This window comes from Streptomyces olivochromogenes (assembly GCF_021538895.1).
GTDB classification, from domain to species: Bacteria; Actinomycetota; Actinomycetes; order Streptomycetales; family Streptomycetaceae; genus Streptomyces; species Streptomyces olivochromogenes_A.
In genome coordinates, this window is sequence record NZ_JADDRL010000008.1 from 1 (window position 1) to 24,221 (window position 24,221).

Genomic DNA, 24,221 nt, shown 5'->3' on the forward strand with positions numbered 1-24,221 from the left:
CGGCGGGCTCGGGCTTGCCGGCGGGCTCGGGCTCGCCGTCGGTGTCGGAGGCCGTGGCCCTGTCGGCGTCCGCGGCCTCGTCCGCGTCCGGACGGTGGGGGGCGTTGTCGTCGTGCTCGGCGGGCCTGACGGCCTCGTCGTGCGCGTCCACCGGGTCGTGCGCGTCGTGCGGCTTCGCCGCGTCGTGCGCCTGCGCCGCCTCGTGCGTTTCCGTCTCGGAAGGCGAGGGCGGTCCGGGGACGTCGCTGGTGGCGGCGGAAGGCGAGGTGCCCGCGCCCGGGGCCGGGGCCTGTGCGTCCGCGGCCCGGTCGGAGGCCTCGCGAAGGGGCGGCCCGGGGTGTTCGGTGGCCGGGGCCGTAGGATTCGCGGAGTGCTCGGCCGGCCTGTCGTTGCCGGACCGCGGCTGCCCGCTCCCGCCGCTCACGTCCACGGTTTCCCCTCGTTCGATCGTCCTCCGCACCAGCCGGGCGAAGGGGTCTGGGTCGATGGTATGCGGCCGTCGTGACGTGTTCCGCCCCGGCACCCCCTGTGTTTGCCCTGCCGTAGCGCGGTCACACGGCCCGCGACTGGGTCACTGTCAGTGGCGGGCCGTATGGTCTGTGGTCATGGACAGCAGCATCGAGGGCACCGCCGAGGCCGGGCCCGGCGCGGGCGGGGACGCGGATCCGCCGGTCAGGGCGGTGCCGACGGCGAGGACGACGGAATCGACGGAATCGACGGAATCGGCGGTCGGGGCGCCGGCGGGCACCGGGCGGCCCGCCGCCGCGCCCGCCTCCCTCTCGCCCTCGCGCGCGAGCGACTTCATGCAGTGCCCGTTGCTGTACCGGTTCCGGGTGATCGACCGGCTGCCGGAGAAGCCGAGCGAGGCGGCGACCCGGGGCACCCTGGTGCACGCGGTCCTGGAGCGGCTCTTCGACGCGCCCGCCGGCGAGCGGACCGCGCCCCGGGCCAAGTCGCTGATCCCAGGGCAGTGGGACCGGCTGCGGGAGACCAGGCCCGAGGTCGTCGAGCTGTTCGCGGACGATCCGGAGGGCGAGCGGCTGGCGCGCTGGCTGGGCGAGGCGGAGCAACTGGTCGAGCGCTGGTTCACGCTGGAGGATCCGACGCGGCTGGAGCCCGCCGAGCGGGAGCTGTTCGTCGAGGCCGAGCTGGATTCGGGGCTGCGGCTGCGCGGGATCATCGACCGGGTGGACGTGGCACCGACCGGCGAGGTGCGGATCGTCGACTACAAGACCGGCAAGGCGCCCAGGCCGGAGTACGCCGAGGGCGCGCTGTTCCAGATGAAGTTCTACGCCCTCGTCGTGTGGCGGCTGAAGAACGTGATCCCGCGCCGGCTCCAGCTCGTCTACCTCGGCAGCGGTGACGTGCTGACGTACGACCCGGTCCCCGCCGACCTGGAGCGCGTCGAGCGCAAGCTGCTGGCGCTGTGGGAGGCGATCCGGCAGGCGACGGAGTCCGGCGAGTGGCGGCCCCGGCCGACGAAGCTGTGCGGCTGGTGCGATCACCAGGCGCACTGCCCGGAGTTCGGCGGTACTCCCCCGCCCTATCCGCTGCCGGTGAGGGCGGCCGACCCGGCAGGTCCGGCGCAGGGCAGAATGGGGCCGGACTAGCGAAGGAGACTTACGTGGCCATCCGCGTCCTACTGGTCGACGACCAGCCGCTGCTGCGCACGGGCTTCCGCATGATCCTGGAGGCCGAGCAGGACATCGCGGTCGTCGGCGAGGCCGGAGACGGCCTCCAGGCCCTCGACCAGGTGCGCGCCCTGCAGCCCGATGTGGTTCTGATGGACATCCGTATGCCGCGGATGGACGGTGTGGAGGCGACCCGGCAGATCACCGGTCCGGGGCGGGACGGTCCGGCGAAGGTGCTGGTGCTGACCACCTTCGACCTGGACGAGTACGTGGTGGAGGCGCTGCGGGCGGGGGCGAGCGGGTTCCTGCTGAAGGACGCGCCGGCCAACGAGCTCGTGCAGGCGATCCGGGTGGTGGCCGCGGGTGAGGCGATGCTGGCGCCGAGCATCACGCGCCGGCTGCTCGACAAGTACGCGACGCACCTGCCCTCGGGCGACGAGCCGGTGCCGGACACGCTGCACACGCTGACCGACCGCGAGGTCGAGGTGCTGAAGCTGGTGGCGCGCGGGCTGTCGAACGCCGAGATCGCCGCGGATCTGTTCGTCAGCGAGACCACCGTCAAGACGCACGTCGGCCATGTGCTCACCAAGCTGGGCCTTCGGGACCGTGTGCAGGCCGCGGTCTACGCGTACGAGAGCGGGCTGGTGCGCCCCGGCGCGCAGTAGGCGGTACGCAGCAGGCGGTACGCAAGAAGCTGTCGAGACGACGAGGGCGCCCCCTCCCGCTGGGAAGGGGCGCCCTTTGCGTGTCCGTGGAACCGCCGTCAGCTCTTGCTGAGTTCCCAGAAGCGGAAGACGGTCGAGGCGTCGAGGCAGTACTCCAGGCCGTAGACGCCGTCGCGCACGACCGCGTACTGCTTGGCCTGCCAGACCGGCAGCAGGGGGACGTCGTCGGCGACGATGTCCTGGAGCCGGCCGAACTCCTTGTCGGTCGCGGAGCGGTCGCTCTGGGCGGCCGTGCGCGGCAGGAGGGAGCCGGTGATGGTGGCGTTGCTGTAGTTGTTGCCCAGCACGTTGCCCTTGCCGAAGAAGGGGGCCGTGAAGTTGTCGGCGTCCGGGTAGTCGGGCACCCAGCCCCGCACGTACACGCCGTACTTGCCCTTGGCGATGTCCTTCTCGTACTGGTCGTACGCGACCGACTTGACGTCGGTGTCGAACAGGCCGCTGCTGTTGAGCTGGGCGGCGATGGCCTTCAGCTCCTGGCCGGTGGCGGGGCCGTAGCGGGACGGCGTGGACCAGAGGGTGAGCTTCACCTTGCCGGTGATGCCGTCGGCGTGCAGCGCCTGGGCGGCCTGCTCCTTGGAGGGGCGGGCGCCGTAGGTGTCGAAGAAGGCCGTGTTGTGGCCCGCGATGCCCGCCGGGATGATCGAGTACAGCGGGGCGGCGGTGCCCTGGTAGACGTTCTTCAGCAGGGCTTCGCGGTCGATCAGGTAGGCCATGGCCTTGCGGACGCCGAGCTTTCCGGCGACCGGGTCGTGCATGTTGAAGACCAGGTGCTGGACCTCGGCGCTGGTGCCCTCGATGACGTCGATGCCCTGGCTGCCGTCCTGCTTGTCGATGTCGGCGATGTCCGTCGCGGCGAGACCGCGGTAGGCGATGTCGATGTCTCCGTCGAGCAGGGCCTTCTTCAGGGTGGCCCGGTCGCCGTGGAAGAACTTGAGGGTGACCCCGTCGTTCTTGACCTCGGCGGTGCCCTTGTACTGGGAGTTGACGGAGAAGACGGCCTGGTCCTCGTCCAGGGAGTCCAGCTTGTAGGGGCCGGAGCCGACGGCCTGGTGGTCCCTGCGCAGTCCCTTCGCGTCGTACTGCCGGTGGTCGACGATGGAGCCGGCACCGGAGGCGATCTTGCTGGGGAAGGTGGCGTCGGAGCCCTTCAGGTGGAAGACGACGGTCTTCGCGTCCGGTGCCTCGACCTTGTCGAGCAGCGGGAACATGATCGCGGGACCGGCGGGGTCGTTGATCTTCAGCAGCCGGTCGAAGGAGAACTTCACGTCCTGCGAGGTGAGCTCGTCACCGTTGCTGAACTGGAGGCCGTCCTTGAGGGTGCAGCGGTAGACCTTGGCCCGGCTGTCGGTGAAGGAGCATTCCTTGGCCGCGTCGGGCTGGGGCTCGGTGGCGCCCTTGGGGAAGCTCAGCAGCGACTGGAAGACGTTGTTGAACAACAGCCAGGACCCGGGGTCGTAACCGGAGGCGGGGTCCGTGGCCTGGACTTCGTCCGACATCCCCATCACCACGGAGGAGCCGGTACCCCCGGAATCACCGGTCTCCGAGCCGCAGCCGGTCAACAGGCCGGAGGCCAGCCCCGCCATGATCGGCAGGACTGGCCACTGGTTGCGCAAATTCACGTACGTGTGCCTTGTCTTCGGTTCTCGTCGCCCCGGGGCCGGGTCCCGGGCCCCGAGGCACAAACCCGATTACCTTACCGCCTGCCGACGAGCGGCCGTTCGGCGACCGGGACTTGAGAGACCGTCAGCCGCTGGCGCCGCGGCCGAGCTCCCACAGCTGGAGCGTCGACGAGGAGTTGAGGGCGTACGAGGTGCCCGTGACGTCGTTCCGGGCGGCGACGTACTGCTTGCCCTGCCACAGCGGCAGCACGGGGACGTCATCGGCCACGATGTCCTGGATGTCCGTCAGGGCCTTGGAGGCGGTGAGACGGTCGGCCTCGCGACGGGAGTCCGGGATCAGGGTGTTGCGGACGTCGGCGTTGGCGTACGGCGAGCCGATGGTGTTGTCCTTGTCCAGGAACGGCGCGAGGAAGTTGTCGGCGTCCGGGAAGTCGGGGAACCAACCCATGCCGTAGACGTCGAACTGGCCCTTCTGCTCGGCGGGCCGGTAGGCGTCCCAGGGCGTGCCCTTGACGGTGACGTCGAACAGACCGCTGTTGTTGAGCTGCTTCTGCAGGACCTCGAACTCGTCCTTGGTGGCGGGGCCGTAGTGGTCCGTCGTGTAGTGCAGAGTCAGCTTCACCGGGGTGGTGACGCCGGCCTTCTGCAGCAGCGTCTTGGCCTTGACGACGCTCGGCTCCCCGTACTTGTTGAAGAACGAGTTGGAGTGACCGGTGAGGGTCGCCGGGACCAGTGAGTACAGCGGCTCGGCCTCGGAGCCGTACACCTTGGAGACGAGCTCGCCGCGGTTGATGACCTGCGCCATCGCCTGGCGGACGGCCTTGGACTTCACGGTCGTCGCGTTGGTGTTGAAGCCCAGGAAGCGGATTTCCAGGCCGGGCATCTCGACCAGCTCGACGTTCTTGTCGGTGCCGGCGTCGAGCTTGCGGATCTGGGCCGGCGACATGGCGCGGGTCATGACGTCGATGTCGCCCTTGTCGATGGCGGTGCCCATGGCGTCCGCATCCTTGAAGGTGCGCATGACAACCTTGTCGTTGCTCACCTTCAGGCTCCCCTTGTAGTTGGGGTTCTTGCTGAAGGTGGCGCCGACGAGGGCGTTGTCCTGGACATCGGTCGTCAGGGTGTAGGGGCCGGAGCCGTCGACGTCGAAGCCGTCGCGCAGCTTGTCCTTGGCGTAGTCGCTGGGGTTGACGATGCCCGCGACCGGGGTGGACAGCTTGTACGGGAACGTGGCGTCGGCGGTCTTGAGGTGGAAGATCACCTCGCGGTCGCCCTGGGTCTCGACGGTGTCGATGGTGGAGAGCAGCGCGAACACGCCCGAGTCGGCCTTGAGGTGCAGGGCGCGCTCGATGGAGAACTTCACGTCCTCGGCCGTGATGGCGTCGCCGTTGGCGAACTTCAGGCCGTCGCGCAGCTTGCAGGCGTAACGCTCGTTGCCGCTGTCGGTGAAGCCGCAGCTCTCGGCGGCCTCGGGCACCGGGTCGCCCTCGCCCTTGGGCTGGATCATCAGGGTCTGCACGGTCTGGCGCAGGATGTTCCAGGTGCCGACGTCGTAGGCGTAGGCGGGGTCGAGCGGGGCCGGGGTGTCCTTGGTGGCCGTGAACCGGTCGGTGGTGCCGACGACGATCGCGTCACCGCTCTTGGCCTCGCTGTCGGATCCACCGCACGCGGCGAGAACCGGCGCAAGCAGGCCGACCACGGCCGGCAGCACCAAAGTCTTGCGGTTCATGCTCGAAGTTCTCCAGAGCTGTTTCGGTCCGTGTACCCGGCATGCAGGGGTGTCGCGGCGGATCACGGGGGTAACGGCGATGTTCTCGCCATGAGATTAGTCCGCGCCCGCACGAGGGTTCACAGCCGCCGGAGTTGAGTTCCCATCACGCAGCGAAACCGGGCGCGGACACACCGAAAACCCGACAGAGGCAGGATTAGTACAGCGTTCCACCAATCGGGACACAAGGGCACGCGCCTTCCCCCCGAACAGGGGTGGGCAGCACAGGTCGACATCGATGTCGACCCCCCAGGGAGTGGGGAACGTCACACTCTCAACTGGGTTCAGCGACAGTGGAATTCGGCCAGGTCGACCGGTCGGAATTCCGCGCGGCGCACCATGGAGAGATTTTACCCGAGGAAATTTGCACGCTGGGTGAAGGTCTAGAGCATTTCTGTCATCAGACTGTGCAGAAATGGCAGGTCGACCTGTTCCAGAGAGGTCACGACGGTACGGCGGGCGGCCGGGGCGATCGGTGCCACGGACGGTACCGCGACGACCTGGCAACCCGCCGCCTCGGCCGCGGCGACACCGGTCGCGGTGTCCTCGACGACCGCGCATCTGGCCGGATCCACGCCGAGTCCGGCGGCGGCGAGCAGGTACGGATCCGGGTACGGCTTGGTACGGGACACCTCGTCGCCGGCGATGGACAGGGCGAAGTGCTGGGGGCCCAGGGAGGTCAGGACGCGGTCGATGATGCGGCGGTGGGAGGCCGAGACCAGGGCGGTGGGGATCTCGTGCTCGTAGAGCTCGGCGAGGAGTCTGGCGGCGCCGGGCATCAGGGGCAGGGTGCGGTCGATGCGGTCCTCGAAGCCGTCGTTGAGCAGGACCGTGAGTTCGGCGAGGGTGATGTCGGCGCCGGTGGCCTCGATGAGGAAGCCGGCGCTGCGGGTCATGGGGCCGCCGACGACGACGTGCCGCCAGGAGTCGTCGAGGGCGTGGCCGAGGCCGCCGAAGACCTCCACCTCGACGTCCCACCAGAAGCCCTCGGTGTCCACCAGGGTGCCGTCCATGTCGAGCAGCACGGCCTGCAGGGCTGAGCCTTCCGCCGTACGGGTTCCGAGCGCGGGGACCGTGCTGGTCATCCTGGCGCACCTCCATGAGGGACGACCAGGCCGGTTCCCGCACGGGGAACCGGCCTGCTGTGGATCGACCAGTGTACGACTCCTCCTGGCGAAACGCCTTGTTTATGACTAGGGCGCGCGGGTATCCCCCAAACACCCCGCGACCAGGCCGGGAGCCACTGCCGCGTGCCCGCGAAGGGGCGGAGGGATGCCGTTCGGCCGGGCGGCCGACACCCCGAGGAACCCCGCGCCCGGGTGTCCGAACGGGGCGGCCGAGAGACCGACGGAACGCCCCCTACGTCCGACACGCCCGCGCGGCTGCCCCGGCGGGCCTTCCCGAGCGCACCGACGCCCCGGAAACCGGCCAGCGCCTGCCTGCGACGCCGAGTGCGGCAGCGGCCGGGCGAGACACCCGGGGAACACACCCCACCGGACCGCCCGCACGAGCCACTCTGCGGAACGCGCCTGTGGGACGTTGCGCCCAGCCGGCGGGCATACGGAAGACCCGCACCGAGACGCGCCGCTCGGCCGCGCGGTACGCGGCCCGGCGTATCCGCGGCAGCGCGCCGAGCCCCCGGCCAAACCCCGGAGGAGGCCGCGGGGGCACCCCCGCACTCCCCGCGCGGCCGGTTTCTCTCGCCTGTGGCGATTACGCCCTGGCGCTGGGGGCCTTGGGCGGGAAGGGTGCCGTTTTGGCGTGCGCCGGTGCGGGGCAGCGGCCGGGCTGAGGTTGCTTGCGCTCGTGCCCTGGGCAGACACGCTGCTCCGGTCGACGCCGCGTCGCCGAGGGATGCCACGGGGTCCCGTGATCCGCGGGGGCACCCCGAATGGCCCAGGGCCTCCCCGAGCGCGCCCCGCCCCGATCGCCGTATGCGGAGCCCGCCGGGCAAGGCGGCAGCACGCCGAGCCCCCAGAGGGGATCGGCAGCGGAGCGGCGCTACGTCGAGACCCGGTCGAGCCACCGGAGGAGGCCACCGGGACACCCCGGCCCAAGCCTCGCAACGCCCCGGCACGGGCCCCACCGACGGCACCGCCCGGCAGAGCCGCGCCACGCCAACCCCGATCAAGCCACCGGAGGAGCCCGCGGGGGCGCCCCGGCTCACCCCAACGCCGTCGGCGGCCTCCGGAGCAGCGGGCGTGCGTCGTGTCCCGGCCGAACCCCCGGAGGGGTCAGCGGGCGTTGAAGTACTTTGCCTCCGGGTGGTGGATCACGATCGCGTCCGTGGACTGTTCGGGGTGGAGCTGGAACTCCTCCGAGAGGTGGACGCCGATGCGGTCCGGCTGGAGGAGTTCGGCGATCTTGGTGCGGTCCTCCAGGTTGGGGCAGGCGCCGTAGCCGAGGGAGAAACGGGCGCCCCGGTACTTGAGGGCGAACATGTCCTCCATGTCGGCCGGGTCCTCGCCGCCGAAGCCCAGCTCGGCGCGGACGCGGGCGTGCCAGTACTCGGCCAGCGCCTCGGCCAACTGCACGGACAGACCGTGGAGTTCGAGATAGTCCCGGTAGGAGTCCGCCTCGAACAGCCGCGCGGTCTCCTCGCCGATCCGGGAGCCGACCGTGACGACCTGGAGGCCGACGACGTCCGTCTCCCCCGACTCCTCCGGACGGAAGAAGTCGGCCAGGCAGAGGCGGCGGCCGCGGCGCTGGCGCGGGAAGGTGAAGCGGGTGCGCTCGTTGCCGCGCTCGTCCAGGATGATCAGGTCGTCGTCCTTGGACACGCACGGGAAGTAGCCGTAGACCACGGCCGCTTCGAGCAGGTTGTCCGTCTGGAGCCGGTCCAGCAGTCCGCGCAGGCGCGGGCGGCCCTCGGTCTCGACGAGTTCCTCGTACGTCGGTCCGTCCCCGGCGCGGGCCTGCTTCAGACCCCACTGGCCCTTGAACAGCGCGCCCTCGTCCAGCCAGCTCGCGTACTCCTTGAGCTGGATGCCCTTGACGATCCGGGTGTCCCAGAAGGGCGCGGTGGGCACCGGGTTGTCGGTGGCGACGTCCGAGCGGACGTGCCCCTCCTCCGGGCGCTCCTCGACCTCGACCGTGCCCGCCGCGCGGACCCGGCGCTGCTTGAGCTCGGGCAGCGCCGCCCCGGGCACGCCCCGCTTGACGCCGATGAGCGCGTCCATCAGCCGCAGGCCCTCGAAGGCGTCGCGGGCGTAGCGCACCTCGCCCTCGTACAGCTCGTACAGGTCCTGTTCGACGTACGCCCGGGTCAGGGCGGCGCCGCCCAGGATGACGGGGTAGTTGGCGGCGAGTCCGCGCTGGTTCAGCTCCTCCAGGTTCTCCTTCATGATCACCGTGGACTTGACCAGGAGCCCGGACATGCCGATGACGTCGGCCCGGTGCTCCTCGGCCGCCTCCAGGATCGCGGAGACCGGCTGCTTGATGCCGAGGTTGACGACGTTGTAGCCGTTGTTGGACAGGATGATGTCGACGAGGTTCTTGCCGATGTCGTGCACGTCGCCGCGCACGGTGGCGAGCACGATGGTGCCCTTGCCCTCGGCGTCCGACTTCTCCATGTGCGGTTCGAGGTAGGCGACCGCCGTCTTCATGACCTCGGCCGACTGGAGCACGAAGGGTAGCTGCATCTGTCCGGAGCCGAACAGTTCGCCGACGACCTTCATGCCGTCCAGCAGGGTGTCGTTGACGATGTCGAGGGCCGGGCGGGTCTCAAGGGCCTGGCCGAGGTCGGCCTCCAGGCCGTTGCGCTCGCCGTCGATGATGCGCCGCTTGAGGCGCTCCTCCAGCGGGAGGGCGGCCAGTTCCTCGGCCTTGCCGGCCTTGAGCGACTTCGCCGTGGCGCCCTCGAACAGCGTCATCAGCTTCTGGAGCGGGTCGTAGCCCTCGGCGCGGCGGTCGTAGACCAGGTCGAGGGCCGTACGCACCTGCTCCTCGTCGAAGCGGGCGATCGGCAGGATCTTCGACGCGTGCACGATCGCCGAGTCCAGGCCCGCCTTGACGCACTCGTCGAGGAAGACGGAGTTGAGCAGGATGCGGGCGGCCGGGTTCAGGCCGAAGGAGATGTTCGACAGGCCCAGTGTGGTCTGGACGTCGGGGTGGCGGCGCTTGAGCTCGCGGATCGCCTCGATGGTGGCGATGCCGTCCTTGCGGGACTCCTCCTGACCGGTGCAGATGGTGAAGGTCAGGGTGTCGACGAGGATGTCCTCCTCACGGATGCCCCAGTTCCCGGTCAGGTCGGCGATCAGCCGTTCGGCGATGTCGACCTTCTTCTCCGGGGTGCGGGCCTGGCCCTCCTCGTCGATGGTGAGCGCGATCAGAGCGGCGCCGTGCTCCTGCGCCAACCGGGTGACCTTGGCGAAACGGGACTCGGGTCCGTCGCCGTCCTCGTAGTTCACCGAGTTGATGACCGCGCGGCCGCCGAGCTTCTGCAGGCCCGCCTCGATGACGTCGACCTCGGTGGAGTCGAGGACGATCGGCAGGGTGGAGGCGGTGGCGAAGCGGCCGGCGAGTTCCTCCATGTCGGCGACGCCGTCGCGGCCGACGTAGTCCACGCACAGGTCGAGCAGGTGCGCGCCCTCGCGGATCTGCTCGCGGGCCATCTCCACGCAGTCGTCCCAGCGGGCCTCCAGCATGGCCTCGCGGAACTTCTTGGAGCCGTTGGCGTTGGTGCGCTCGCCGATGGCCAGGTAGGAGGTGTCCTGGCGGAAGGGCACGGTCTGGTAGAGGGAGGCGGCACCCGGCTCGGGCCGGGGCCGGCGCTCGGGCGGGGTGAGGCCCTGGACGCGCTCGACGACCTGGCGCAGGTGCTCGGGGGTGGTGCCGCAGCAGCCGCCGACCAGGGAGAGGCCGTACTCGCGGACGAAGGTCTCCTGGGCGTCGGCGAGCTCCGGCGCGGTCAGCGGGTAGTGGGCGCCGTCCTTGCCGAGGACCGGCAGGCCCGCGTTGGGCATGCAGGACAGCGGGATGCGCGCGGTGCGGGCGAGGTAGCGCAGGTGCTCGCTCATCTCGGCCGGGCCGGTGGCGCAGTTCAGGCCGATCATGTCGATGCCGAGCGGCTCCAGCGCGGTGAGCGCGGCGCCGATCTCCGAGCCGAGCAGCATGGTGCCGGTCGTCTCGACGGTCACGGACACGATCACCGGCAGGTCCAGGCCCAGGGCCGTCAGGGCGCGGCGGGCGCCGAGGACGGAGGCCTTGGTCTGCAGCAGGTCCTGGGTGGTCTCCACGAGCAGCGCGTCGGCGCCGCCCGCGACGAGTCCCTCGGCGTTGCGCTGGTAGGCGTCGCGCAGGGTGGTGTACGGGGCGTGGCCCAGGGTGGGCAGCTTGGTGCCGGGGCCCATGGAGCCGAGGACCCAGCGCTGGCGCCCGTCCCGGGCGGTGAAGGCGTCGGCCGCCTCACGGGCCACGCGGGCGCCGGACTCGGACAGCTCGTACACGCGGTGGGCGATGTCGTACTCGCCGAGGGCGGAGTGGTTGGCGCCGAAGGTGTTGGTCTCGACGCAGTCGACGCCCACGGAGAAGTACGCCTCGTGGACGGAGCGCACGATGTCGGGGCGGGTGAGGTTGAGGATCTCGTTGCATCCCTCAAGATGCTCGAAGTCGTCGAGGGTGGGGTCCTGTGCCTGGAGCATGGTGCCCATCGCTCCGTCGGCGACCACCACTCGGGTGGCGAGCGCCTCTCGGAGGGCGGACGCGCGGGTCCGGCTGTCGGCGGAAGGGGACGGCGGCAACGAGGCCATGAAGGGCTCCCTGGAGTGCGACGGCTGTCGGCTATGCGGTCTCCCCATCGGGTCGGGGAAGCCGCACGGCGCCAGAGTAGCCGGGAGTGGGATTGGATGGGCAGGGCGTCCACGAGGCGGACGGGTGTGGCGGCCGTGCCACGCGCAGGCCACGTGTGACGTAACAAGCGTCGACCGAACATTGGCGGGACGTCGACATGGACCGGTAGTGTTCGACATTGCCGAACGGTGTCGACGACACTGTCGGAGTCCGACGGAGACGGAGGCAGTACGGCGATGGCACGGAACATCCAGTCGCTCGAAAGGGCGGCGGCGATGCTGCGGCTGCTCGCGGGCGGCGAGCGACGGCTCGGCCTCTCGGACATCGCCTCGTCGCTGAGCCTCGCCAAGGGCACGGCCCACGGCATCCTCCGCACCCTCCAGCAGGAGGGCTTCGTGGAACAGGACGAGGCCTCCGGCCGCTATCAGCTGGGCGCCGAACTGCTGCGCCTGGGCACGACCTATCTGGACGTGCACGAGCTGCGGGCCCGCGCCCTGGTGTGGACCGACGATCTGGCCCGCTCCAGCGGGGAGAGCGTCCATCTGGGCGTGCTGCACCAGCAGGGCGTGCTGATCGTCCATCACGTCTTCCGGCCCGACGACAGCCGGCAGGTCCTGGAGATCGGGGCCATGCAGCCACTGCACTCGACGGCCCTGGGCAAGGTGCTGTCGGCGTACGACCCGGTGGCGCACAGCGAGGTCCTGGAGGCCGACCGCAAGGCGTTCACGGACCGTACGGTGTGCGACCTGGACGACTTCGAGCACGTTCTCGACATGACACGCGCGCGTGGCTACGCGGCGGACGTCGAGGAGACGTGGGAGGGCGTGGCCTCCATCGCCGCGCCCGTGCACGACCGGCGGCGCATGCCCGTGGGCGCGGTCGGCATCACCGGCGCCGTGGAACGACTGCGCCGGGACGGCGAGCTGCGCCCCGAACTGATCGCGGCGGTGCGGGACTGCGCCCGCGCGGTGTCGCGCGACCTGGGCGGCGGCCGCTTCTAGGGCCCCGCGGGGCCACGAGGGAACGAGAGAGAACCGGGACGCTGGACGGCGTTCCGGCCATCGCCATACCCTGAAATGGACATAACGGACCAATGCCTACGTCTCGTGCGTGAAGATCAATAGCGAAGGGCGATCAATAACGATCGCGTTTTCGATAACAGAACTCTTGACGCAGGTGTAACGCCGGAGCAAGACTCCCGTCCATCGGTCGGCATTGTCGAACACCTACCGGCAATACGCGCTAAGGTGTGACAACGCCAAGGGCCAGCTCATCGCTCTCACCCCCGAGGGCGCCAGATCCCCGGCGGGACCCGGGGTTCGGCTTCCCTGGACGTAAGGCAAAGGAGTCGCGGGTGTCCAGCTCCGACATCTTCATCGGCGAGACCATCGGTACCGCCATACTCATCCTGCTCGGCGGAGGCGTCTGCGCCGCCGTGACGCTCAAGGCCTCAAAGGCCCGAAACGCCGGTTGGCTCGCCATCACCTTCGGGTGGGGTTTCGCCGTCCTGACGGCGGTCTACACCTCGGCACCGCTCTCCGGTGCCCACCTCAACCCGGCCGTGACCCTCGCACTCGCGATCAAGGACCACGACTACAGCAACCTCCCCACCTACTGGGGCGGCCAGCTGCTGGGCGCCATGATCGGCGCGACCCTGGTCTGGGTGGCCTACTACGGCCAGTTCCAGGCGCACCTCACCGACAAGGAAATCGTCGGCGGCCCGGGTGCGCAGGCCACGGCAGCCAAGGCCGTCGAGGCCCAGGAGAAGGGCGCCGGCCCGGTCCTGGGTATCTTCTCCACCGGTCCTGAGATCCGGAACGCGGTGCAGAACCTCGCCACGGAGATCATCGGAACGATCGTCCTCGTCCTCGCCGTGCTCACGCAGGGCCTCAACGACAAGGGCAACGGCCTCGGCACCCTGGGCGCCCTGATCACCTCCTTCGTGGTCGTCGGCATCGGTCTGTCCCTCGGTGGCCCGACCGGCTACGCGATCAACCCGGCCCGTGACCTCGGTCCGCGCCTCGTGCACGCTCTCCTGCCCCTGCCCAACAAGGGCGGCTCCGACTGGGGCTACGCCTGGATCCCGGTTGTCGGTCCTCTGATCGGCGCGGCGATCGCTGCGGGCATCTACAACGTCGCCTTTGCTTAAAGAGCCCCGAGCCTCGTCTTCGAGTACCGAGCTTCACAGCACGCGCCGTACGTACCGCCCTCGTAACCACGGAACTCCCAGGAGCACACAGTGACCGACGCCCACACGGCCGGCCCCTTCATCGCGGCCATCGACCAGGGCACGACCTCCAGCCGCTGCATCGTCTTCGACCGGGACGGCCGCATCGTCTCCGTCGACCAGAAGGAGCACGAGCAGATCTTCCCGAAGCCGGGCTGGGTCGAGCACAACGCCAACGAGATCTGGACCAACGTCCAGGAAGTCGTCGCCGGAGCCATCCAGAAGGCCGGCATCACCCGTGACGACATCAAGGCCATCGGCATCACCAACCAGCGCGAGACCACCGTGCTGTGGGACAAGAACACCGGTGAGCCCGTCCACAACGCCCTCGTCTGGCAGGACACCCGCACCGACGGGCTCTGCAGGGAGCTCGGCCGCAACGTCGGCCAGGACCGTTTCCGCCGCGAGACCGGCCTGCCGCTCGCGTCGTACTTCTCCGGCCCGAAGGCCCGCTGGCTGCTGGACAACGTCGAGGGCCTGCGGGAGCGCGCCGAGGCCGGCGACATCCTGTTCGGCACCATGGACACCTGGGTCATCTGGAACCTGACCGGCGGTGTCAACGGCGGCAAGCACGTCACCGACGTCACCAACGCCTCCCGCACCCTTCTCATGAACCTGCACACCATGGAGTGGGACGAGAAGATCGCCGAGTCGATCGGCGTGCCGCTGCGGATCCTGCCCGAGATCCGCTCCTCCGCCGAGGTCTACGGCGAGGTCACCGGCGGCAAGCTCGGCGACATCCTCGGCGGCATCCCGGTCGCCTCCGCGCTCGGCGACCAGCAGGCGGCCCTGTTCGGCCAGACCTGCTTCTCCGAGGGCGAGACCAAGTCCACCTACGGCACCGGCACCTTCATGGTGATGAACACCGGTGACAAGATCATCAACTCCTACGCGGGCCTGCTGACCACGGTCGGCTACAAGATCGGTGAGCAGCCGACCGTGTACGCCCTGGAGGGCTCGATCGCCGTCACCGGCTCCCTGGTGCAGTGGATGCGGGACCAGATGGGCCTGATCTCCACCGCGGCCGAGATCGAGACGCTCGCGCTCTCGGTCGAGGACAACGGCGGCGCCTACTTCGTGCCGGCCTTCTCCGGCCTGTTCGCCCCGCACTGGCGCTCCGACGCCCGCGGTGTGATCGCCGGCCTGACCCGGTACGTCACCAAGGCGCACCTCGCCCGTGCCGTCCTGGAGGCCACCGCCTGGCAGACCAAGGAGATCGCCGACGCCATGGTCAAGGACTCCGGCGACGAGCTGGTGGCCCTGAAGGTCGACGGCGGCATGACCTCCAACAACCTGCTGATGCAGACGCTCTCGGACGTCCTGGACGCACCGGTGGTGCGCCCGATGGTCGCCGAGACCACCTGCCTCGGCGCCGCCTACGCCGCCGGTCTCGCCGTCGGCTTCTGGTCCAGCACGGACGAACTGCGCGCCAACTGGCGCCGGGCCGCCGAGTGGACCCCCCACATGGACGCGGACATCCGCGACCGCGAGTACAAGAGCTGGCTCAAGGCCGTCGACCGGACCATGGGCTGGATCGAGGACGAGGACTGAGCGGCCCGGACCGCCCAGCCAACTCTGACGAGGAGTAAGAACCCGAAATGACCAGTCAGTCCACCCTGCAGTCCGTGCCTGCCCTCGGGACGCACCCGGCCTCCGGCTCCAACCCGAGCCGGGCCGAGACCAGGGAGCAGCTCTCCAAGGCGTCGTACGACCTTCTCGTGATCGGCGGCGGCATCCTGGGCATCTCCACCGCCTGGCACGCCGCGCAGTCCGGGCTCAGGGTGGCTCTGGTCGACGCCGGCGACTTCGCCGGCGCCACCTCCTCCGCCTCCTCCAAGCTCCTCCACGGCGGTCTGCGCTACCTGCAGACCGGCGCGGTGAAGCTGGTGGCGGAGAACCACTTCGAGCGCCGTGCGGTCTCCCGCCAGGTGGCCCCCCACCTGGCGAACCCGCTCACCTTCTACCTCCCCGTGTACAAGGGCGGGCCGCACGGCGCCGCGAAGCTCGGAGCGGGCGTCTTCGCCTACTCCGCGCTCTCCGCCTTCGGTGACGGCGTCGGTCACCTGCTCAGCCCCGCGAAGGCCGCGCAGGACGTGCCGGAGCTGCGCACCGAGAACCTCAAGGCCGTCGCCGTCTACGGCGACGACCAGATGAACGACTCGCGCATGGCGCTGATGACGGTCCGCGCGACCGTCGAGGCGGGCGGGGTCGTCCTGAACCACGCCGAGGTCACCGGCCTGCGCTTCACCCAGGGCCGGGTCACCGGCGCCGACCTCAGGGACCGGGTCTCCGGCGAGGAGTTCGGCGTCAACGCCCGCCTGGTGCTGAACGCGACCGGCCCCTGGGTCGACCACCTGCGCCGCATGGAGGACCCGAATGCCGCGCCGTCCATCCGCCTCTCGAAGGGCGCGCATCTGGTCCTGAAGCGGACCTCACCGTGGAAGGCCGCGCTCGCGACCCCCATCGACAAGTACCGCATCACGTTCGCGCTGCCGTGGGAGGACATGCTCCTGCTGGGCACGACCGACGAGGAGTTCGAGGGCGACCCGGCGGACGTCTCGGTCAACGACAAGGACATCGCCCAGATACTCGACGAGGCCGCGTTCTCCGTGCGCGACCAGCAGCTCGAGCGGAGCCTGATCACCTACGCCTTCGCCGGCCTGCGGGTGCTGCCGGGCGGCCCCGGCGACACCGCCAAGGCCAAGCGCGAGACGGTCGTCACCGAGGGCAAGGGCGGCATGCTGTCCGTCGCGGGCGGCAAGTGGACCACCTTCCGGCACATCGGCCGCACGGTGATGCAGAAGCTGGAGGCGCTGCCCGGCCACCCGCTGGGCGACGACTTCGAGCCGATCTCCTCGCTGCCGAAGAAGCTGCCGCTGCCCGGCGTCGCCAACCCGCGCGCGGTCGCCCACCGCCTGCTCGTCGACAACCCGGCGCCCGGCCCGCGCATGGCGGCGGACACCGCCAAGCACCTGGCCACCCACTACGGCTCGCTGGCCTTCGACATCGCCCGGCTGGCCAACGACAACCCGGAGCTCGGCGCGCGGGTGCACCCGGACGCCCCGGAGATCTGGGCCCAGGTCGTCTACGCCCGGGACAACGAGTGGGCCGAGACGGCGGACGACGTACTGCGCCGCCGTACGACGCTGACGATCCGCGGCCTGGCCACGGACGACGTCCGGGCCAAGGTCCAGGACCTGCTCGACAAGAAGTAGGCCACGGCGCCGGCCCCCCTGACCGGGGCCGGCGCCGCGCAGGTCCGGTCCCCGCCGCACCGGGGCCGGCGCCACGAGAGGGGCGGCTCCACGCCGATGGAGCCGTCCCTCTCGTCTGCGTGCGCCGGTCTCACCCGCGTACGCCGGCGCCTTCATGGGCCGGCCGCGCATGCCCGGGGCCCCCTGCCGCACGGCCGCGTCCCGCCTCCACACGCTCCCCGAATGCCCCCGCACGCTCCCTCACACGTGTTTCGAACAGGCGGTTCGTCACCGGGTTCGGCCACTAGAACGGATGGCTCCGACACAGCGGTTCGGCACCGGAGACCGGCCGCGGGGAGCGGTGACATGCGAGGCGGATGGCACAGTGCCCGGGCGCGGCGGCGCCTGGGCTTCGCCGTGTGCGGGGCCGCGCTCGCGGCACTGGCGGGCGTCCTGCGGTTCTGGTGGCACAACGCCGCCACCGCGGGCGTCCTGGTCTCGGCGATCGGCGCGTTCGTGTCGGTCGCGGCGCTGGTCGCCGACGTCCTGCGCGGCGACGCCGACCCGCCGCCTCGGTCGGCCGACGAGGACCGGCGACGGGCCGCCGACGCGCTGGCCGAGGCCGTACGCGACCAGTGGGCGGCGGAGGCCCGGCTGCGCAGGCTCCAGGACCCGGTGCCGCTCGACGTGCGCTGGGCCCCGGCCGACCGGCGACTGGCCGACCACGCGGTGAACATCCGGCAGGACCGGCCCCTGCCCGCGCCCCGTGACCACCGCACGGAGACGGAGGACGACACGACCGGCCGGCTCCCGGCGCTGCCCGGCCGGCGCCTGGTGGTGCTGGGCGGCCCGGGGTCCGGCAAGAGCGTGCTGGCGATGCGGTTCGTCCTCGGCAGGCTGGCCGCGCGGCGGCCCGGCGGCCCGGTGCCGGTGCTCCTTCCGCTGGCGGGCTGGGACCCCCGGCGCACCGGCCTGCGCGACTGGCTCGCGGACCGGCTCGCCGCCGACTACCGGCCACTGGCCGCACCGGCCGACGGCCGGTCCACCCTCGCCCGCGCCCTCCTCGACGCGGGACTCGTCCTGCCCGTCCTCGACGGCTTCGACGAACTGGCCCGGCCCGCCTACGGGGAGGCCGTACGCCGGATCAACGCGGAACTCGACGACGACCTGCCGTTGCTGCTCACCAGCCGCGGCCCGGCCTGGGCGACGGCGGTGGCCGAGGGCGACGTGCTCACCGCCGCCGAGGTGATCGAGCTCCAGCCGCTCGACCTCGCGCAGGCCGGGGCCCATCTGGAGCGCACGGCGCGGCCCCTGCATCCGGCGGACGGGGAGCCCCGCACCGTGTGGACGCCGGTGCTGCGCGAACTCGCGCGCCGGCCACGGGCCCCGCTGGCGCGGGCGCTCACCACTCCCCTGATGGTGGCCTTGGCCCGCGCGGTCTACGGCGACACCTCCCGCGACCCGTCGGAACTGCTGGACTCGGAGCGTTTCGCCGCGGTCGACGCCGTCGAGCAGCATCTGCTCGGCGCCTTCGTGCCCGCCGCGTTCGCGGACACCGGGCCGCGGGCCACCGGCGACGCCGTGCGCCGGCTCACCCTGCTGGCCCGCGCCCTGCACCGGCGTGACACGGGGCGGCTGGCCTGGTGGGAGCTGGAGTCGATGCTGCCGCGGGCCCTGCGGGCGTACACACCGGGGCTGCTGGCGATGGCCGTGATGTCCCTCCTGCTGCTGCCCGTCTCGGTGGCGCGTGCGGCGAGCGACCTGGCGGGCACGGAGGACGCCGTGTCGGTGCTCGCCACGCTGGCCGGCCAGACCCTGGGGTTCGCCTTCGGGGCGACATGGCTGCTGCCGTCGCACCGGGACCGGCCGGGCCGGCGGTTCCTGACCCGCCAGACGGTGGTCACGGCGGGGGTGAGCGCCCTGCTGTGGGCGGGCTTCGCCTGCGCCGACGACCTGCGCTTCGGCTTCCGCTTCGGCGGGGTGACCGACGGCTGGGTGCCCGACCTGCTGGGCGGTTGTCTGTTCTCCCTGCTGTTCACCCTGTTCTTCGGCATCGCGGGGTTGCCGCAGCGGCCGGTGCCGCTCGGCCTGCCGTGGAGCGGTACGGCGGGGCGTGCGGTGGCCAGGATCTGCGGGACCGCCCTGATACTGGGCGGACTGGGCACGGCGGGCGCGGTGCTGCTCGGGCGGTCCGGCAGCCCGTGGACCGTCATCGTCGGCACCACCTGTGCGGGAGCGGGGGCGGCGTTGCTGGTGAGCGGCGGCCGCCGGGCCGGGCAGGACGCCCCGCAGCCGGCCCGTGCGGGCCGTATCGCCCGGCGCTTCGCGGCGGGCGTGGTCCGGGGAACCGCCGCCGCGCTGCTGATCGGGGTCACCGCGTGCACGGCCGCGGGCCTCGCCGCGGTCGGCGTGACCGTGCTCAAGTCCGGTTCCACGGCCGACCTGTCCGGCCGGCGGATCGACGGATGGCGCCTCTCGGAGCGGCACGGGCTGCGGACGGCGGTCACCGCGCGGCCGGTGCGGGGCACTTTGCTGATCCCCGGCGGCGGGGCGGCACCGGTCGCCTACCCGCAGGGCTCGCGGCCGCCCGACTGCACGCTGCCGCTGCTGCACGGCCGCCGCTGTGTCCCCTTCGCCGCCCGGCGCACGGTGTTCGACTCCCGGGACGGCGCCGTGGTCCTGCGGCTGACCCTGGTCGACGGCGCGCCTGCGGGGCTGCGACCGACCACGTCGGTGTATGCGGCGAACCTCAGGTCGGTGCTGCCCGAGGCGGCCCGCGCCTGGCTGACCCGGGGCCCGGCCCGGGGCGTCCTCGCGCGCTGTCTGCCGCCGTTCGTGGCCGGCGGGGTGCTGATCGGTGTGGTGGGCGGGTGTGTGTGCGGTGTCTACCGTGCCCTGAGCGTGCCGTCGGACATCATGCGCGCGTCGGGCCCGGGCTCCTCGCTGCGTACGGACCGGACCGCATCGCTGACCCGCGGGGGCGTCGTCGCGCTGCTGGTCGCCCTCGTCTGTGTGCCGGTGGTGGCGCTGCCCGGCGACTGGGGCGGTCTGGTGCACGTCGGCACCCAGCTATGGCTCCCGCTGGGCGCCGCGGCGCTCGCGCTGAGCTCCTGGGGGCGCTTCACCGTCGCCCGCGTGTGGCTCGCGGCGACGGGGCGGCTGCCGTGGGGGCTGATGGCGTTCCTGGAGGACGCGCACCGGCGCGGGGTGCTGCGGCAGTCCGGGGCGAGCTTCGAGTTCCGGCACCTGCGGCTGCAGTCGCATCTCGCGGGGGCCGGGACGCTGGCCGACGACGTGGCGGGCCTGCCCGAGCGAGTCGCGTGAAGTGGCTCCGACATGGCTCTTACGTGGCTCCGAAGTGCCTCCATAATGTGCTGAGACATCGGAGGTCTGAGCGACAGGGAGGCCCGCCATGGCGGTCACCGATGAGGCGATCGAGAAGATCAAGGACATGATCGTCTCCGGTGCGCTGCGGCCCGGCGACCGGCTGCCCAAGGAGAGTGAACTCGCCGCCGAACTGGGGCTGTCCCGCAACTCCTTGCGGGAGGCGGTGCGCGCCCTGTCGCTGATCCGGATCCTGGACGTGCGCCAGGGCGACGGCACTTACGTCACCAGCCTCGATCCCCAACTTCTGCTGGAGGCGATGAGTTTCGTCGTCGACTTCCACCGCGACGACACGGTGCTGGAGTTCCTGGCCGTGCGCCGCATCCTGGAGCCCGCCGCCACGGCGATGGCGGCCGCCCGGATCAGCGAGCGGCAACTGGACACGCTCTCCGCCCAGTTGGACGAGCTCGGCGCCGCGCCCTCGGTGGAGGAACTGGTCGCCTGCGACCTGGAGTTCCACCGCGGCATCGTGCAGAGCGCCGGCAACTCGGTGCTGTGTTCCCTGCTGGACGGCCTGTCCGGGCCGACCACGCGGGCCCGGATCTGGCGCGGCCTCACCCAGGAGGACGCGGTGGCCCGCACGCTGCGCGAGCACCGGGCGATCCTGGCCGCGCTGCGCGACCGGGACGCGGAGGCGGCGCGGTCCTGGGCAACCGTGCACATCGCGAGCGTGGAGCAGTGGCTGCGCAGCACCCTGTGACACCCTCGGCGGGCCACCGAGGCTCCCCACCGACGAGGGGTGTTCGCGGGTGGTGAACGGGGCAGTGATCCGTTCACTCCCCCGTGCAAGGGGGCTGCGGGCGCCCCCGATGGACGCCGTAAGGTTGGGACGTACGCGAGGGCACGTCGGAAGGAGGCGCTGGGTGATCGAGCTGGAGGGAGTTCCCGAGCTGATCGACCCAGTCATGGTGGCCGCGTTCGAGGGCTGGAACGATGCCGGTGACGCCGCCTCCACCGCGGTCGCGCATCTGGAGCGCGAGTGGAAGGGCGAGGTGTTCGCGGCGCTGGACGCCGAGGACTACTACGACTTCCAGGTGAATCGCCCCACGGTGTGGATGGACGCGGGCGTCCGCAAGATCACTTGGCCGACGACACGGTTGTCGGTGGTCCGGGTCGGCGGCGAGAAGCCGCGGGACCTGGTGCTGGTCCGCGGTATCGAACCGTCCATGCGCTGGCGATCGTTCTGCAACGAGCTCCTCGGCTTCGCCCACGAGCTGGGTGTGGAGCTGGTGGTCGTCCTGGGCGCCCTGCTCGGTGACACCCCGCACACACGTCCGGTCCCGGTCAGCGGGGTCACCTCCGACCCGGACCTGGCCCAGCGGATGGACCTGGAGGAGACCAAGTACGAGGGCCCCACGGGCATCGTCGGCGTCCTCCAGGAGGCGTGCACGCACGCGGGCGTCCCGGCGGTGTCACTGTGGGCGGCGGTCCCGCACTATGTGTCGCAGCCGCCGAACCCGAAGGCCACGCTGGCCCTGCTGAACCGGCTGGAGGACCTGCTCGACCTGCGCATTCCGCTGGGCGAGCTGCCGGAGGACGCGCGTGCCTGGCAGGTGGGCGTGGACCAGCTGGCCGCGGAGGACAGCGAGGTCGCCGAGTACGTCCAGACGCTGGAGGAGGCCCGGGACACCGCCGAGCTGCCAGAGGCGTCGGGCGAGGCGATCGCCCGTGAATTCGAGCGCTACCTGCGGCGCAGGGACGTCAACCCGCCGGGCGGGCACGCGACGGCGGACGGCGGGGACGGCTCGTCGTACCTGCGGGACAACCCCAGCGGGAAGACCCGTCCGCCGAAGCCCCCGCGGCCCGGCTCCGCGGGCCCCGGCGGCAGCACGGGCACGCCCGAGAGCGACGACGAGGACACCTCCGAGGACTGAGCCGGGGCGGTACGCGACACGCGTACCGCCCTCGTGCCGGGCATCCCCGTGGCCGCTCCCGCCACAGGTGACCCCCTGGTCGTCCGCAGCACCCCGACGGCAACTGGCCGGTTCATGGCGTGACATCTGCTTCCGGACGGAATGCACACGTTACCCAATTCAACTTGTTCCAAACCGAGTTGCCGAAACACGTCTGGACGGCTCGCCGTCGGCGTGCTTGGTTGTGCTGCGTGGCGGCCCGCACGGACCGAAGGGAACGGACCGAAGGGAGCGGCAGCGATGACCGATCGAACCATGCCGGAGCGGGACCCCGGGGCGACCGGACCGGGGCCCGACGGAGCGGGATTCACCTATCACGGGGCCGAACGTGAGCTGATCGTCGTCGCGCGTGCCGAGGCCCGGCTGCGCGCCGGGACCGACGGGGTCCGCTCGGCGGCGGGCACCGACGTGTCGGCGCTCGCCATGTTCCTCGGCGACGAACAGCTCACCCTGGAACCGCTGTTCGGCAGCGAGGAGCGGGTACGGCAGTCCGGCACGGAGGGCGCGCCCGACCTGACACTCTTCTACCGGCTGCGCGGCGGGGACGACCGGGCGCGGGAGTTGTGCGCGCGGATCGCCGCGCTGCCGGGGATCGACACGGCGTACGTCAAACCGGGCGCCGTACCGGCGACGGCCCCCGCCGACGACCGTCGCCTCAAGGAAGGCGCCCCGGTCACCCCGGACTTCAGCGGACGTCAGGGGTATCTGCGCCGCGCGCCGGAGGGGATCGACGCCCACTGGGCCTGGCAGCGGCCCGGCGGGTCCGGTCAGGGCGTGACGGTGATCGACGTCGAGGGCGCCTGGCAGCTCGGGCACGAGGACCTGGCGGCCAAGCTGGCCGGCGTGGTCGTCGGCACGCCCCTGACCGACCTGGCCTGGCGAAACCACGGCACCGCCGTGATCGGGGTGCTCGGCGGGGACCGCGGCGAGTGCGGCATCACCGGCATCGTGCCGGAGGCGGTGACCGCGGCCGCGTCCGTCCGGACGGCCGGTACGGCGGCGGCGATCCACGCGGCGGCCGACCGGCTCGGCCCCGGCGACCTGATGGTGGTCGGGCTGCACCGCCCCGGGCCGCGGTTCGACTACGCGGACCGCGACGACCAGCGCGGTTACCTCCCGCTGGAATGGTGGCCGGACGACTTCGCGGCGATCCGCCACGCCACCGACCGGGGCGTGCTGGTCGTGGCCGCCGCCGGGAACGGCGCCGAGTCCCTCGACGACGCGGTCTACGAGCGCCGTCCGGACGGCTTCCCGGCCTGGTGGCGCAACCCGTTCGATCCGTCGAACCCGGCCTCCGGCGCGATCCTGGTCGGCGCGGGTGCCCCGCCGCCCGGCACGCACGGCCGCGACCACGGCCCGGACCGCTCCCGGCTCGCCTTCTCCAACTACGGCGCCCGGGTCGACGCCCAGGGCTGGGGCCGCGAGGTCACCACCACCGGCGGCTTCTGGGACCGGCCCGGCGATCTGCAGGGCGGGCCCGAGGAGATCGCCTGGTACACGGACGCGTTCTCCGGGACCTCCGCCGCCACCCCGGTGGTGGCCGGCGCCCTGGCCGCCCTGCAGGGGATGCTCAGGGCGGCCGCCCAGCCCCCGATGTCCGCCGACCGGGCCCGCGAGGTGCTGCGGGCCACGGGCTCCCCGCAGCAGGACGCGCCGGGCCGGCCCGCCTCCCAGCGCATCGGGGGCCGGCCCGACGTCAGGGCGGCCGTCACGCGTCTGCTGCCGGAGGCGGTGGGCTCGGGCCGGGCCGAGCGGTACTGGGACGAGTTGCTCCCGTACCCCCGTGAACTCCCGCCGCGGCTCCGGCTGTTCGTGGCCGGCGCCTGGCGGAACCTGAACCACCCGTCCCCCGAGATCCGCCAGGCGGTGCACACCGCCTTCGCGGGGGGACGGCCCGACGTCCGCGTGTGGTTCGCGGACGACGAGATCGTCGGCCTGGTCGTCACGGGCTGACGGGCCAATCCATCAAG

At 71.6% G+C, this 24,221-nt stretch carries 14 protein-coding genes and 1 pseudogene; 10 read left to right on the forward strand and 5 right to left on the reverse strand.

The genetic code is table 11. From position 1 onward, the window contains the following. Positions 1–430 (reverse strand): annotated as a pseudogene (locus tag IPZ69_RS05720) (hypothetical protein); the annotation flags it as partial. 175 nt (positions 431–605) lie between these two features. Between IPZ69_RS05720 and IPZ69_RS05725 the strand changes: the two are divergent. Then, positions 606–1,610: a RecB family exonuclease gene (locus IPZ69_RS05725; protein WP_235452843.1), complete on the forward strand. Its 1,005-nt coding sequence runs from the start codon at positions 606–608 to the stop codon at positions 1,608–1,610. A gap of 14 nt (positions 1,611–1,624) precedes the next feature. Then, positions 1,625–2,296 (forward strand): response regulator, encoded by a 672-nt coding sequence (locus IPZ69_RS05730; protein ID WP_020141342.1) that lies wholly within the window; start codon positions 1,625–1,627, stop codon positions 2,294–2,296. Positions 2,297–2,394: 98 nt separating this feature from the next. Here the strand turns inward: IPZ69_RS05730 and IPZ69_RS05735 are convergent, their stop codons facing one another. The 4 genes from IPZ69_RS05735 to metH all read right to left on the reverse strand — a co-directional run bounded on the left by IPZ69_RS05735 (position 2,395) and on the right by metH (position 11,493). After that, the gene (locus IPZ69_RS05735) at positions 2,395–3,975 is read right to left on the reverse strand and encodes an ABC transporter substrate-binding protein (protein WP_235452846.1); all 1,581 of its coding nucleotides are present in this window, start codon (positions 3,973–3,975) and stop codon (positions 2,395–2,397) included. 124 nt (positions 3,976–4,099) lie between these two features. Continuing rightward, positions 4,100–5,704 carry an ABC transporter substrate-binding protein gene (locus tag IPZ69_RS05740; RefSeq protein ID WP_235452848.1) on the reverse strand — a complete coding sequence of 535 codons (1,605 nt, stop codon included), beginning with the start codon at positions 5,702–5,704 and terminating at the stop codon, positions 4,100–4,102. A 422-nt stretch (positions 5,705–6,126) separates the two neighbouring features. Next, positions 6,127–6,828 carry an HAD family hydrolase gene (locus IPZ69_RS05745; RefSeq protein WP_235452850.1) on the reverse strand — a complete coding sequence of 234 codons (702 nt, stop codon included), beginning with the start codon at positions 6,826–6,828 and terminating at the stop codon, positions 6,127–6,129. Positions 6,829–7,977: 1,149 nt separating this feature from the next. Further along, positions 7,978–11,493, reverse strand: coding sequence for a methionine synthase (metH, locus tag IPZ69_RS05750; RefSeq protein ID WP_235452852.1), 3,516 nt, complete (start codon positions 11,491–11,493; stop codon positions 7,978–7,980). A gap of 276 nt (positions 11,494–11,769) precedes the next feature. Between metH and IPZ69_RS05755 the strand changes: the two genes are divergently transcribed. From IPZ69_RS05755 to IPZ69_RS05790, 8 genes are all read left to right on the forward strand, one after another. Further along, the gene (locus IPZ69_RS05755; RefSeq protein ID WP_235452854.1) at positions 11,770–12,534 is read left to right on the forward strand and encodes an IclR family transcriptional regulator; all 765 of its coding nucleotides are present in this window, start codon (positions 11,770–11,772) and stop codon (positions 12,532–12,534) included. Between the two features lie 353 nt (positions 12,535–12,887). Continuing rightward, positions 12,888–13,682, forward strand: a complete 795-nt coding sequence (locus tag IPZ69_RS05760) for an MIP/aquaporin family protein (protein WP_235452856.1) — start codon at positions 12,888–12,890, stop codon at positions 13,680–13,682. Between the two features lie 90 nt (positions 13,683–13,772). Beyond that, complete coding sequence (glpK, locus tag IPZ69_RS05765; protein ID WP_235452857.1) at positions 13,773–15,311, forward strand: glycerol kinase GlpK; 1,539 nt, start codon at positions 13,773–13,775, stop codon at positions 15,309–15,311. Between the two features lie 47 nt (positions 15,312–15,358). Continuing rightward, positions 15,359–16,975, forward strand: a complete 1,617-nt coding sequence (locus IPZ69_RS05770; protein ID WP_235452860.1) for a glycerol-3-phosphate dehydrogenase/oxidase — start codon at positions 15,359–15,361, stop codon at positions 16,973–16,975. Positions 16,976–17,320: 345 nt separating this feature from the next. Further along, positions 17,321–20,278 (forward strand): NACHT domain-containing protein, encoded by a 2,958-nt coding sequence (locus IPZ69_RS05775; protein ID WP_235452863.1) that lies wholly within the window; start codon positions 17,321–17,323, stop codon positions 20,276–20,278. An 88-nt stretch (positions 20,279–20,366) separates the two neighbouring features. Then, the gene (locus IPZ69_RS05780) at positions 20,367–21,038 is read left to right on the forward strand and encodes a FadR/GntR family transcriptional regulator (protein WP_235452866.1); all 672 of its coding nucleotides are present in this window, start codon (positions 20,367–20,369) and stop codon (positions 21,036–21,038) included. A 163-nt stretch (positions 21,039–21,201) separates the two neighbouring features. Further along, entirely contained in the window at positions 21,202–22,212 is a 1,011-nt protein-coding gene (locus tag IPZ69_RS05785) for a PAC2 family protein (RefSeq protein WP_235452868.1), read from the forward strand. 279 nt (positions 22,213–22,491) lie between these two features. Further along, positions 22,492–24,204: a S8 family peptidase gene (locus IPZ69_RS05790; RefSeq protein WP_235452870.1), complete on the forward strand. Its 1,713-nt coding sequence runs from the start codon at positions 22,492–22,494 to the stop codon at positions 24,202–24,204. Positions 24,205–24,221: the final 17 nt, after the last annotated feature.